The sequence below is a fragment of the Novosphingobium arvoryzae genome (genome assembly GCF_014652615.1).
GTDB lineage: Bacteria > Pseudomonadota > Alphaproteobacteria > Sphingomonadales > Sphingomonadaceae > Novosphingobium > Novosphingobium arvoryzae.
Genome location: NZ_BMZD01000005.1, coordinates 54,250 through 66,906, shown reverse-complemented (window position 1 = coordinate 66,906; position 12,657 = coordinate 54,250). Strand labels below are relative to the sequence as shown.

Below are 12,657 nucleotides of genomic sequence, written 5' to 3'. Positions count from 1 at the left end.
CTGCCAACCGGCCTGATCCGGCCATCAGCGCTGCCCGCCTCCGTGCAACGTGTGCCACCAGGTGGAGAGGTGCGAAGTGACAAGTCAAATCAAGCGGGGCGTAAGCCTCTATTCCTTCCAGAACGAGACGTTCCAGGGCAAAATGACCCTGGAGGACTGCATCCGCACGTGCGCCGAACTGGGCGCGCGCGGGATCGAAGTGATCGGTGAGCAGACGTTCTGGGGCTGGCCCGAAGTGGGCGTGAACCAGGCCGACATCGACAACTGGCACAAACTGATCAAGCAGTATGACTGCGTGCCGGTCAGCCATGACTACATGCTGGACTACAAGCGCTACAAAGGCCGGCCGATGCCGTTCGAGGAGCAGGTCGCCAGCGTCCGCAAGGACATCGATTTCGGTGCCGCGCTGGGGATGCCGTTCATCCGCAGCCTCGTGTCGATCGCGCCCGAAGTGCTGATCGCCGCTGCGCCCTATGCCGAGGAAAAGGGCATCAAGCTGCTGACCGAAGTCCACGCCCCGCTGCACTTCGACCATCCGTGGATCATCCGCATGGCCGAAATGTTCCAGAAGAGCGGTTCGCCCGCGCTTGGCTTCCTGCCTGACATGGGCATGTTCCTCGACAAGTTTCCGCCGGTCTGGCGCGCCAAGTTCGAGCGCATGGGCGTTCCGGTCCATATCGCCGACTACATCGTCAAGGCTTACGAAGACCGGGTGCTGTCGGAATACGTGATCCTCGAGGTGCAGAACATGGGTGGTGTCGGCCCGGCGATCGCCATGGCCGAAACGCTGCGCCACAACGCCGCGTTCGAACCGAAGCGGATGCTGGATTACATGCCGATGATCCACAACATCCACGGCAAGTTCTATGAAATGACCGCGGACTACGTCGAACCCAGCATCCCCTATGACAAGATCGTCGCGGTGCTGAGCCAGGGTGGCTACGATGGCTACATCTGCTCCGAATACGAGGGCAACCGCTGGATCGAGGACGCCGAGGAACCGGATTCGGTCGAACAGGTCCGCCGCCAGCAGGTGATGCTGGCCCGCCTGCTGGGCGAACCCGAAACCCCCGCCCTCAAGGCCGCTGCATAAAGGATATCCGTGCCATGATGGACAAACTGATGATCGTCGAGGACAGCCTCGAAAACGTCGACGGCGGGTTCGCCTTCCTGGGCCGACTGCCCTATTACCGCGGCCTGGGCCTCTCGATGATCGAGGACATCCAGATCACCATCGACGGTGAGGTAATCCCGCGCGAGAACGTGCGCTTCACGGTGCGCGGCAAGACCTACACCCTCGACGAGATGGAAACGGTCTATGACGATCGCTGGAACTTCGGGGAAAAGGCCCTGATCACCGCGCTCAAGCCGGGCGGTCTGGCTGCCGGACCGCACAAGCTTGAAATGGCCGTGCGCAACCGGGTCAGCTACCTGCCCTTCGTGCCGACCACCAAGTGCGTAAAGGACCTGGCGCTGGCCGCCTGACCGATCGATCTGCAAGGAACCGACAATGATCGACGTTTCCCGGCGCGAACTGCTGGTCCTTGCTTCCACCACCATGGCTACCGCCGCGCTCCCCAGCGCGGCGGCGGCAGCATCTGGTGCAAACAGCGATGCGGGCCCGCCGCGCAAGGCGGCGCGGGATGGCTGGGGCCAGACCTTTGAAGGGCAGCGCTGCGCCGACCGGGGCGATGGCACCTTTCGCAACCCGATCATGGCCGGGGCCAATGCCGATCCGTCGATCCTGAAGGACGGCGACGATTATTACCTGACCTTTTCGAGTTTCGAGTCCACCCCCGGACTGTTGATCTGGCATTCGCGCGATCTGGTGAACTGGCAGCCATTCACCAACGCACTACCCAATCCGCTTGGCTCGGTCTTCGCGGTCGACATGATCCGCCACGCTGGCCGCTATTACATCTACATTCCGTTTATCCCCACTGCCTGGTCGACCGAGGTCAGCGGCGGTGCGGCGATCTATGTGATCCATGCCGATTCCATGGCCGGTCCGTGGAGCGAACCGGTCGATCTGGGCATTCGCGGCCGGATCGATCCCGGCCATGTCGTGGGCGAGGACGGCGAGCGCTACCTGTTCCTGTCAGCCGGTTACCGCGTAAGACTGACCCCCGATGGGCTGGCCACGGCTGGACCGGTCGAGAAAGTCTATGACGGGTGGAAATACCCCGACGACTGGGTAACCGAGGCCTATGCGCTGGAAGGGCCCAAGATGCTGCGCCGGGGCGACTGGTTCTACATGGTCAGCGCGGTGGGCGGCACGGCGGGGCCGCCAACCGGCCACATGGTGATCGCCGCCCGATCCCGCTCGATCCACGGTCCCTGGGAAAACTGCCCCCACAACCCGATCGTGCGCACCCGCAACGCCACCGAGGCGTGGTGGTCACGCGGCCATGCCACGCTGGTCGAAGGTCCAGGGGGTGACTGGTGGATGGTCTATCACGGGTTCGAGAATGGTTTCCGTTCGCTGGGCCGCCAGACCCTGCTTGAGCCAGTCGAATGGACCCGGGACGGCTGGTTCCGGGCACGCGGGGGCGATCTTTCGCGCGCCTTGCCCAAACCGCGCGGCGGCCAATCGCAGCCGCACGGCCTGCCGCGCTCCGACACGTTCGCCACCCCTGCACTGGGCACCCGCTGGACGTTTCATGCACCCGGAAAGGACGAGGCCAGACGCGCCACGTTTGGCCCCGACGGTCTGCGACTGGCAGGCAAGGGCAGTGGTCCGCACGACAGTTCACCGCTGACCAATCTGGCAGGAGACCGATCCTATGCCATCACGGTCGAGCTGGAGCTGGAGGGCGCTGCCAGCGGCGGACTGTTGCTGTTCCTGACCAGCCGCCTGTTCGTGGGCATGGCCGTAAATGGCGAACGCATGCTGACCTATGCCGCCGGCAAGGTTCACCACTGGCGCGAGCCTGCGCCTGCCACGCGCCGGATCTTCCTGCGGATGGAGAACCGCGAGCATATCGTCACGATGTTCTACAGCCTCGATGGCGAACGCTGGACCCGCCACGGGCTGCGGCTGGAAACATCGGGCTACAACATCAACACGGCGCTGGCCGGTGAGGGCGAGGGCCTGCAGCCGGCCCTGTTTGCGGCAGGGGCCGGCGCAGTGCGGTATCGCAATTTCACCTATCACGCGCTGTAGCGCGTCGCGTCATTCCGCCTCGGCCCGCCGCAACTGCATCAGCTTGCGCCGGGCCAGGATCGCGGCCTTGTCGCTGGGCAGGACCAGTGGCTTGAGGTCCCAGAAATCCTCGCCCGCCATCGCCTCGGCCTGGGCGCTGATCATCGGTTCGTCTTCGTCCAGGAACACCCGGCGGGCCATCGCCTCGGCCTCTGGTCCCGGATCGTGGGTGAAGAAGTAATGCGTCGACCCCTGCGTTTCGGGGGTCAGGATATGGGGGTTGGCCATCGGCGGGACCAGCGGCTGCGCTTCGCCGGTGGGGTGCATCGCGATGAAAAGCGCCAGGCTGGCCGGAGCGTGCCAGCGGATGTGCAACGCCTGATCGACCGTTCCGCCATCCCCCAGCAGCGGCGCGGCCCAGCCCGGCGGCGGGGCGGCAGTCATATCCCACTTGTTCCAGATCGCGCCGGTTTCGTCCTGCTCCACCGTGTGAGCGCCGTGGCTGAACAGCGAACCATTGGTGCCAAAACTTTCGACGTGCAGGAATTCCGCATGGCTGAGGTCGAGCAGGTTGTCGGCGATCAGCTCGTAGTTCACGCCCATGACGTAGTGCGACCGGTCCACCGGGGCGCCCGCATCGATGAAGGTGAAGTCGGGGATCAGGTCCGCATCCGCGCGTGCCGGGTCGCCCGGCCAGAACCACAGGCCGCCGTGGCGCTCCACCACCGGCATGGTCGCCAGCCGGGCGCTATCCGGCAGCGCGCCGCCGAACGGGTTGTGGACGCACGCGCCCGAGCCATCGAACGTCAGCCCGTGATAGCCGCAGGCGATCCGTCCGCCCGCGAACGTCCCCCGGCTGAGCGGCACGAACCGGTGCGGGCAGCGGTCCGCGACCATCGCCCAGCCGCCATCGGCTTCGCGCCAGAGCAGCCATTTGCGGTCCAGCAACGTGCGCGCCAGAAAGCCATCGGCGGGAACTTCGCCTACCCACGCGGCCATGTACCAGGCATTTCGGATATATTCGGACATCGGCATTCCCTCGGTTGTCTGTCTACGACAGGCGCGGGAATGGCTGGTGGTTCGACGCAATCCCCGCACCCACCCGCGAGCACTCCGCTCGCGAAAACGCTGTGGGGCCTGCAGTCGGCACCCCAGCAGGAATGCCGCCCCAGGCCGGGAACGTCCCGGCCACCAGGCTGTCGTTCGCCGCAGCGAACGCGGCCGACCATATTGGAATGATAATTCCTGTCAAGCCGCGAGGCGTTCAGTCGATCCCCATCAGCCGCCGGTTTAGCGCCCGGTCGGCCCCGCCTGCCGCGAAGTCATCAAAGGCGTGTTCGGTGACGCGGATGATGTGCCGGTCGATGAATGGCGCGCCCTCTGCGGCGCCCTGTTCCGGGTGCTTCAGCGCGCATTCCCATTCCAGCACAGCCCAGCCGGCAAAGTCGTTGGCCGCCATTTTCGAGAAGATCGCCGGGAAATCGACTTGCCCGTCACCCAGCGAACGGAACCGGCCCGGCCGGTCGACCCACGACTGGTAGCCGCCATAGACGCCGCTGCGGCCGTTCGGGCGGAACTCCGCATCCTTCACATGGAAGCATTTGATCCGCTCGTGATAGATGTCGATGTAGGCCAGGTAATCGAGCTGTTGCAGCACGAAGTGGCTGGGATCGTAGAGGATGTTGGCGCGCGGGTGATTGCCGACGCGCTCCAGGAACATCTCGAACGTCACGCCGTCGTGCAGGTCCTCGCCCGGATGGATTTCATAGGCGGCGTCCACCCCGTTGTCCTCGAACACGTCGAGGATCGGCTTCCAGCGCCGCGCGAGTTCGTCGAACGCATCCTCCACCAGCCCGGCGGGCCGGGCGGGCCAGGGATAGAAATAGGGCCACGCCAGCGCGCCCGAGAACGTTGCATGGGCAGTCAGGCCGAGGCGGCGGCTGGCCAAGGCGGCGTTCTTGACCTGCTGCACCGCCCATTCCTGCCGGGCCTTGGGATTGCCGTGCACTTTAGCGGGGGCGAACCCGTCAAACTGCGCGTCGAACGCCGGGTGGACCGCCACCAGCTGGCCCTGCAAATGGGTCGACAGCTCGGTGATTTCCAGCCCCTTGTCGGCCAGCATCCCCTTCACGTCGTCGCAATAGGTCTGGCTTTCCGCCGCCAGCGTCAGGTCGAACAGGCGCTCGTCCCAGCTGGGGATCTGGATGCCCTTGTAACCCAGTCCGGCCACCCAGTCGGCAATTGCCGGCAGGCTGTTGAACGGTGCGGCATCGCTCGCGAACTGGGCGAGGAAAATGCCGGGTCCCTTGATGGTCTTCATGGCTTCAGGTCCTCTCAAACGGTCAGCGCCGTCCACCCGGCGCGCGCCTTGCTGGCGGTGACGGCGGTGTCGACGAAAGTCATGCCGCGCAGGGCATCCTCGATCCCCGGCAGCAGCGGTGCGGTTTCACCGCGCAGCACGGCGGCGAAATCGCGGTAGATGTTGGCGAAGGCTTCCAGATAGCCTTCCGGGTGGCCGGTGGGCGTGCGGGTGCGGCTGGCGGCATCCGGCCCCAGCTGCGCACCGCCCGCGTGGATCACCTCGGTCCGTCCGTCGAGCGTGTGGAGGGTCAGCGTGTTGGGCACTTCCTGCTTCCACACGAGGCCGCCCTTCTCGCCATAAAGACGGATGCGCAGGCCGTTCATTTCGCCGACCTCGATCTGGCTGGCGAGCAGCACCCCGCGCGCTCCGTTTTCGAAGCGCAGCAGCACGGTGCAATCGTCATCGACCGGACGCCCCGGCACGACCGCGCCCAGATCGGCCAGGATCTCGGTCACTTTCAGGCCAGAAATGAACTCGGCCAGCTGGAACGCGTGGGTGCCGATATCACCAATGCAGCCGCCGGGGCCGGACTTGGCCGGATCGACGCGCCATTCGGCCTGCTTGCCCGATGCCTCGCCCGCCAGCCAGCCTTGCGGATATTCGACCACGACCTTGCGGATCGCCCCCAACGCGCCCGCCGCAATCCGGGCACGTGCCTCGCGCACCAGCGGATAGCCGGAATAGGTGTGCGTCAGCGCATAGGGGAGACCGGCGGCGGCAACATGCCCGGCCAGTTCGCGCGCCTGTGCCAGCGTCGCGGTGGCGGGCTTGTCACTGATTACCGGCAGACCGGCAGCCAGCGCGGCGCGCGCGGCGGGCAGGTGGTGATGGTTGGGGGTGACGATAGCGACGAAATCGATCCCGTCGGCCCGCGCCCGTTCCGCCGCGAACATCGCATCGAGATCGGGATAGGCCCGCGTCGGGTCTATCCGGTAGCTCTCCCCCGCCTGCGCGCTGCGCGCCGCATCGCTGGAGAAAACCCCTGCGACCAGTTCGATTTCGCGGTCCAGTTCGGCAGCGATCCGGTGGATCGGTCCGATGAACGAACCCGGCCCGCCCCCGATCATCCCCATCCGCAAACGCCGCATCGCAAACTCCCGACATGTAGTATTTGTAATTATCGTTCTAGTTTGTTATCCCCGCCCGCGTCAAGCCGCGTTGCACCAATTCGCAGGAGCATCGAGCGGCAGGGAGAGAGCATGAACCGCGTTACCCAATTCTTCCGCGATCTGACCTTGCGCCCGCAGGGCATGACGCTTGTGATCGCCGCGTTCCTGCCGATCATCGCCATCGTTGCGATGGGGCCGGCGGTGCCATCCATGATCCAGCATTTTGCCGATGATCCCGAAGCCCGCGCCAAGGTGCCCGCCATGATCGGCGCGCCGGGGCTGGCGATGGCGCTGCTCGCCCCGTTCGCGGGCCTGCTGACGGACCGGTTCGGGCGGCGGCCGCTGCTGCTGATCTGCACGGGCCTGTATGGCTTCTTCGGCGCGGCGCCGCTGTTCCTCAACGATCTGGACCACATCTACTGGTCGCGGCTGCTGCTGGGCGTGTCGGAAGCGGGCATCCTGACCGTGGTCAACACCCTGATCGGCGACTACTGGGACGACAAGGGCCGCAAGAACTGGCTGTTCCTGCAAGGGCTGGTCGGCCCGTTCCTGGCCGGGTTCGTCGCGCTGATCGTGGGCTATGCCACGCAGGTCCAGTGGAACGGGGTGTTCTTCGTCTATCTGGTGGCGTTCCCGATCTGGGCGGCGATGTTCGTCTGGCTGTTCGAGCCCAAGCGGCAGGAACCGGCGACGGATGCCACGCCGAGCGCGCCGACAGCTGCTGCCAAGTCCCCGTTCCCGTGGGCTTCGGCGGTCCTGATCGTCACGGTCACGTTCTTCGCATCGCTGCTCTATTACGTGTTCATCATCAATGGCGCGCTGGTATTCAAGGAAGTCGGCGTGACCGAGCCGCAGCGCTATGCGGCGCTGATCTTTGTCCCGCAACTGTTCATCCTGGCCGGGGCGGGGATTTTCCGCCTGCTGGCCAACCGCAGCCACGCGCTGCAACTGGGAACCTTTCTGGGCCTGCTGGGGCTGGGGCTGGGCGGCATGGGACTGGCGACCAGCGCCACCGCAATGGCCGCCGCACTGATCGTGCAGCAAACTGCCGCAGGCATGGCCGTGCCGACGCTGATCGCCTGGACGCAGACCAAGTTCGATTTCGCCCACCGGGGCATGGGCATGGGGCTATGGACGGCTGCGTTCTTCCTGGGGCAGTCGCAATCGCCCCGGCTGGTTCACCTGATCGATACGCAGACCGGCTCGATGCAAGGCGCTTTCACCATCGCGGGTGCGGTGGGCCTGGCTGCGGCAGTCGTGGCGCTGGTCCTGCATCTGGCGCGCGGGTCCAAGCCCGTTCTTGCGGAAACCGCGTAAAAAGTAATGGAACGATTGGTTTCATTCCAGAACCTGGTTTACCTTTACGGAAAGGTGGCGCACATGCGCTGTCAGTCATCCGGAATTCCGCCCGGAAACCGCCAGGACAGGTGCTGCTGAATGCCGACTCGCGCAAAAACCAAGGACGAAAGCCCCGCACTCGCCGTTGCGAACGTCAGCCGCAGACCCCAGCAGGGCCGGTCCAAGGCCTCGCTCGAACGCATGCTGGCCGCCGCGCGCGAACTGATGCTGGAGCGCGGCAGCGAAGAGTTCACCTTGCAGGAAGTGAGCGAGCGCGGGCAGGTTTCGATCGGGTCGATCTACTTGCGCTTTGAAAGCAAGGACAACCTGGTCCGCGGCGTGATTGCCGAGGCGTTGGACGCCCTCTCGGCCGATGAAACCGCCCTGCTGGAACGACTGGCGGCAGACTGCCCGAACCTCGCCTCGTTCGTGCCGGCCTATGTCGAAGGTTATGCCGAAGTGCTGCGCCGGCATGCTCCGCTGCTGCGCCTGACGATGGAGCGCGCCACGTTCGACCCGCTGGTGTCCGCGCCGGGCAAGGAACATGCGCTGCGCGCCGAACGCCAGTCCACCGAAGCCATGCTGGCCCATGCGGCAGAATTCGGCGGCGACGATGCCGACGATCACCGGGTCAAGGCGCAATCGGCCTTTCACATCATCTTTGCCACGCTGGCCCGCCAATTGAGCCTGGGTTCATCGGGCGAGGCTGTGCACGACTATGACTGGAGCCTGCTGAAGCGGGAAATGGGCCGGATGGGCCTGGCCTACCTGCGGGCCGATTGACAGCACCGCCGAACAATATAAGAATCCCGATTTCAATTTAAGGCGGTGGGCACCGACCCGCGCCAATCGGGAGTGGCGGCCGTGGCATTGGACCAGAGCGTCAATTCGCAAGGCGGGCGGCTGAACTGGCCGGTGCGGCTGGCCTGGATGGTCTGCGCCATGCCGGAATTGCTGAAGTCCTTCGCGTGGGACGCCTTCGTGCTGTTCTTCTATGCGCAGGTCGTGGGCCTCAACGGCTGGCTGCTGGGCGTGGCGATCGCGGTGATCATCGTGTTCGACACGGTGGTCGATCCGTGGATCGGCGCGCTGTCCGACCGGCTGAGCGGCACCCGGCTGGGGCGGCGACACACGCTGATGTTCGCCGCGATCCTGCCCTTTACCGTTGGTATCGCCGCCGTGTTCGCCCCGCCCGCCGGAATGGCGCAGGGGCAGATCCTCGCCTGGCTGCTCGGCTGGGGGCTGCTGGCGCGCTGCGGCATCTCGCTGTGGACCGTGCCCGCCTATGCGCTGGGCGGCGACCTGACGCTGGATACGGCGGAACGGCGGCTGGTGGCGGTGCTGCGCAATATCGGCAACCAGATCATCATCCTGACCGTCCCGGCGGCCGCGTTCGGGCTGTTCTTCGTCCACTCCGCCGCCTTCCCCAAGCCGCAGCTCAACCCCGCGCCCTATGCCCCGTTCGGGCTGTTCGTGGCGCTGCTGGGCGGGGTGCTGATGCTGGTCGGCGCGCTCGGCACGCTGCGGCGCGCCCGCCTGATCGAACGGACCAGCGCCCCGGCTGCAGCGCCGGAAGCGGCCACGGGCCCGCTGGCGATCCTGCGCGCCATGGTCCGCGCCGTGCGGATCACGCCCAATATCGGCCGCCTGCTGTGTGTCGCGTTTCTGGTGCTGTTCACCAATTCGGTCATCAACCAGCTGTCCCTGCATCTGGCGACCTACTTCTGGCAGCTTGACCAGACCTGGACCCCGCGTCTGCTGATGGGGGCAACGTTCGGATCGATCCTGGCGATGCTGCTGGCCCCGCTGTTCCTGCGCCTGTTCACCACCCGCGCCGCGATGATGCTGGGGCTGGGCGGATTCTTTCTGGCACAGGCACTCGCCATCGTCCTGCCGCTGGCGGGGCTGGCACCGGCGGCGGGCACGGCCGCGGTTGGCGCGCTGATCTTTGCGCTGCGCTTCGCGGGCGGGCTGGCCTACGGGCTCTACGTGGTGCCGTTCAACGTCGTGACCTATGAAATCGGCGACGAGCACGAAGCGGACACCGGTCGTCCGGCGCAGGGGATGGTCGCCAGCTTCATGTTCATCGGGCTGCAACTGGGCAGCGGCGCGGTGGCGCTGCTGGCGGGTTCGTTCCTGGGCCTGATCGACTTTCCGGTCGGCCTGCCGGTGGAGCAAATGCCGCCCGAAAAGGTTGAGGCGCTGGCCTGGTTCGTGCTGGCACTGATCGTGCTGGCGGGCGGCGCGATGGCCAGGCTGGTCGGCACATTCCGGATCGACTCCGACAAACTGGCAAAGGTGCGCGCCGCGCGCGAAGGAGAATGACGATGAAGCTGCTGAAATCCGCCCTGCTGCCGCTCGCCGCGTTGACGCTGGGCACATCCGCCCCGGGGCAAATGCCCGCACCCGAGGAGGTCGGCCCGGTCCGCCGCCCGGCGGTGCCGCTTGGCGCGCCCTGCACCGGGGCGGAGCAGTGGGAGCGGATGTTCGAGCAGATCAACGTCCGCAACGTCACCTGCCCGGCGGTCTATCCGGTGCTGCCCAAGCCCGGCAAGGCCAACGGCAAGTCGGTGATCGTGGTGCCGGGCGGCGGCTATCAGTTCGTGTCGATCGAGCAGGAAGGGTTCCGCGTGGCCGATGCGCTGGCCGCGCACGGTTACAGCGCGTTCGTGGTGAAGTATCGCACGGTCGAAACCCCGCGCGAGGCTGGCGCCTACATGGCGAAGATGGCGCAGCTGTTCGGCAACCTTGGCCAGCGCGAACTGGAAGACAACCCGCCCGCCGTCGACGATCTCGCCGCCGCCGTGCGGATGGTCCACGGCGAAGCAGCCAAGCGCGGGCTGGACCCGGCGCAGATCGGCGTGGTCGGTTTTTCCGCCGGCGCGCGCACGACGATCCGTCTGCTGGAATGGAAGGACGAGGCCAAACTGGCCGAGAACGTCGCGCTGATCTATCCGCCGATGACGCAGGTGGTGAAGGGTGGCCCCCGTCCGCCGCTGTTCCTGGCGATTGCGGTCGACGATCCGCTGTTCCGGCAGGGCAAGCTGGATCTGCTGAGCGCCTGGCTGGCCGAGAGCGAAAAGACCGAGTTCCACCTCTATTCGGGCGGCTCCCACGGCTTTGGCATGGGCATCAAGGGCGCGACCAGCGATCTGTGGATCGACCAGTACATCGCCTGGCTTGATCGGCATTAAGTTTAAGCGGGGCGGAGGGATCACCCCCGCCCCGCGTCCTGATTATCAACCCGCCAGGATCTTGCGGCACATGGCCTGATGGCGTTCGACCTGTTCGAACGCATCGACAGTGCAATAGGCGTGGCCTTCCCATTCGGACACGATCGTGCCGGTGAACCCGCCGTCGCGGAACAGCGGCAGGATCGTGGCATAGTCGATGGCTTCCTCGACCAGATCCTCGCCCACGCCATAGAACTTGCCGTGGATGTGGATGGTGCGGTCAACCAGCGCAGCCCAGCTCTTGGGATCGTTGTTCGACAGGATGAAGAACGCCAGGCTGGCGGACTGGATGTGGAGCGGAGCATGACCGTTGGCCAGCGCCCATTCGCGCAGACGGCCGGCCTTTTCATGGCTCATGCCCGGCTCCAGCCAGACTTCCTTGAGCTTGTCGAGCAGGCTTTCCGCCGCACCGGCGGCGCGGGCGGCGTTGAGCATCGATTCCGGGATGCGGCTGGCGGTGCCGCCGAAGTCGGGAATCCAGCCCAGCACCGGGGTGTTCAGCTTGTCATACATCTCGGCATAGGCCTGCACCGCCGGGTGACCGGCCCACATCGGCGCGTGGACTTCCACGCCCATGCGGATGCCGATGTCTTCGGCATAAGGCGCGATTTCGGGCAGCAGTTCGACCGGCAGCGCGAACTGATAGCGCACCAGGCTGAAGCCCATCTTCTTGGCCGAGCGCAGCTGGCGCTTGTGGTATTCGATCAGGCTGGCATCGTCGATCGGCTGCTGGCCGGGCTTCAGGAAGCGGTCCGAATTGATCGCGCAGGACACCGGGTTCAGCCCGGTTTCCGCGATCAGATCCTTGAACTGCGCGGCGAAATCGTCCGAAACATCGGGGAATTCCTTGAAGTTCTGGAACCCGATGATCTCGATGTTCGGGCCCAGGTTGCGGCGCGCCACTTCGCGCATCAGGCCGGGCAGTTCGAACTGGCGGGTCAGCCATTCGTTGGTGAAGGAATACAGGGTCACGCCCATCTGCGGGCCGGTGGGATTGGTCATTGTCCGGGTCCTCTTGCGCTCAGTTCACGGTCAGCGTGGCGACCTGGGGATTGGTGCGCTTCATGCCGGGGATGTAGGGCGGGTTGACGTTGACGGTCAGCGCCACGTCATGCTGCGATCCAGCGGTCACCGAAACGTCCGGCAACACCAGAAACGCGCTGTCGCGGACGAACCAGAACGCGTTGGTCTGTTCGCCCAGCTGCGCCAGTGGCCAGCGGTTGCCATCGTATTCGACCAGCGCGCCGGAGAGGTCCACAACCGCGCCATCGATCGACAGACCGCCGACTTCGACGGTCGAGAACGGCAGCGAGCGATACCACGGCAGGCGCATCGCCAGCCGCGCGCCAGCGGGCGTCGCCGTCAGCCCTTCTTCCCCGATCACCCGTTCGACTGGCAACATTCTCGCTCTCCCGTTGCATCAATTAGAACCATCGTTCTACTTAGTGCTTGACATAGGGTCAACCCTCGTGC

Annotated in this window: 12 protein-coding genes; 7 read left to right on the top strand and 5 right to left on the bottom strand. The window is 65.6% G+C overall.

Annotated features, from left to right (window positions below):
• The first annotated feature begins 76 nt into the window (after positions 1-76).
• From IE113_RS11270 to IE113_RS11260, 3 genes are read left to right on the top strand one after another with little or no spacing between them, the layout of a single operon-like run.
• On the top strand, positions 77-1,093 hold the full coding sequence (locus IE113_RS11270; RefSeq protein ID WP_189541526.1) for a sugar phosphate isomerase/epimerase family protein: 1,017 nt from the start codon (positions 77-79) through the stop codon (positions 1,091-1,093).
• 14 nt (positions 1,094-1,107) lie between these two features.
• Positions 1,108-1,485, top strand: a complete 378-nt coding sequence (locus IE113_RS11265; RefSeq protein ID WP_189541524.1) for a C-glycoside deglycosidase beta subunit domain-containing protein — start codon at positions 1,108-1,110, stop codon at positions 1,483-1,485.
• Between the two features lie 25 nt (positions 1,486-1,510).
• The gene (locus IE113_RS11260) at positions 1,511-3,163 is read left to right on the top strand and encodes a family 43 glycosylhydrolase (RefSeq protein WP_229822310.1); all 1,653 of its coding nucleotides are present in this window, start codon (positions 1,511-1,513) and stop codon (positions 3,161-3,163) included.
• A gap of 9 nt (positions 3,164-3,172) precedes the next feature.
• Here the strand turns inward: IE113_RS11260 and IE113_RS11255 are convergent, their stop codons facing one another.
• The 3 genes from IE113_RS11255 to IE113_RS11245 form a co-directional block, all read right to left on the bottom strand.
• Positions 3,173-4,171: a Rieske 2Fe-2S domain-containing protein gene (locus IE113_RS11255; protein ID WP_189541522.1), complete on the bottom strand. Its 999-nt coding sequence runs from the start codon at positions 4,169-4,171 to the stop codon at positions 3,173-3,175.
• A 235-nt stretch (positions 4,172-4,406) separates the two neighbouring features.
• The gene (locus tag IE113_RS11250; RefSeq protein WP_189541520.1) at positions 4,407-5,462 is read right to left on the bottom strand and encodes a sugar phosphate isomerase/epimerase family protein; all 1,056 of its coding nucleotides are present in this window, start codon (positions 5,460-5,462) and stop codon (positions 4,407-4,409) included.
• A gap of 14 nt (positions 5,463-5,476) precedes the next feature.
• Complete coding sequence (locus tag IE113_RS11245; RefSeq protein ID WP_189541517.1) at positions 5,477-6,592, bottom strand: Gfo/Idh/MocA family protein; 1,116 nt, start codon at positions 6,590-6,592, stop codon at positions 5,477-5,479.
• 111 nt (positions 6,593-6,703) lie between these two features.
• Between IE113_RS11245 and IE113_RS11240 the strand changes: the two genes are divergently transcribed.
• The 4 genes from IE113_RS11240 (at position 6,704) to IE113_RS11225 (ending at position 11,145) form a co-directional block, all read left to right on the top strand.
• Positions 6,704-7,930 (top strand): MFS transporter, encoded by a 1,227-nt coding sequence (locus tag IE113_RS11240; RefSeq protein WP_189541515.1) that lies wholly within the window; start codon positions 6,704-6,706, stop codon positions 7,928-7,930.
• Between the two features lie 120 nt (positions 7,931-8,050).
• Entirely contained in the window at positions 8,051-8,734 is a 684-nt protein-coding gene (locus IE113_RS11235; protein ID WP_189541513.1) for a TetR/AcrR family transcriptional regulator, read from the top strand.
• Positions 8,735-8,815: 81 nt separating this feature from the next.
• Positions 8,816-10,276, top strand: coding sequence for an MFS transporter (locus IE113_RS11230; protein ID WP_229822307.1), 1,461 nt, complete (start codon positions 8,816-8,818; stop codon positions 10,274-10,276).
• A 2-nt stretch (positions 10,277-10,278) separates the two neighbouring features.
• A complete protein-coding gene (locus tag IE113_RS11225) occupies positions 10,279-11,145 on the top strand; it encodes an alpha/beta hydrolase (RefSeq protein ID WP_189541511.1) in 867 nt (288 codons plus the stop codon).
• A gap of 45 nt (positions 11,146-11,190) precedes the next feature.
• Here IE113_RS11225 and IE113_RS11220 read toward each other — a convergent pair whose 3' ends face one another.
• Both IE113_RS11220 and IE113_RS11215 read right to left on the bottom strand, forming a co-directional pair.
• Positions 11,191-12,186, bottom strand: coding sequence for a sugar phosphate isomerase/epimerase family protein (locus IE113_RS11220; protein WP_189541509.1), 996 nt, complete (start codon positions 12,184-12,186; stop codon positions 11,191-11,193).
• A 19-nt stretch (positions 12,187-12,205) separates the two neighbouring features.
• Complete coding sequence (locus IE113_RS11215; protein WP_189541507.1) at positions 12,206-12,586, bottom strand: C-glycoside deglycosidase beta subunit domain-containing protein; 381 nt, start codon at positions 12,584-12,586, stop codon at positions 12,206-12,208.
• Positions 12,587-12,657 lie beyond the last annotated feature (71 nt).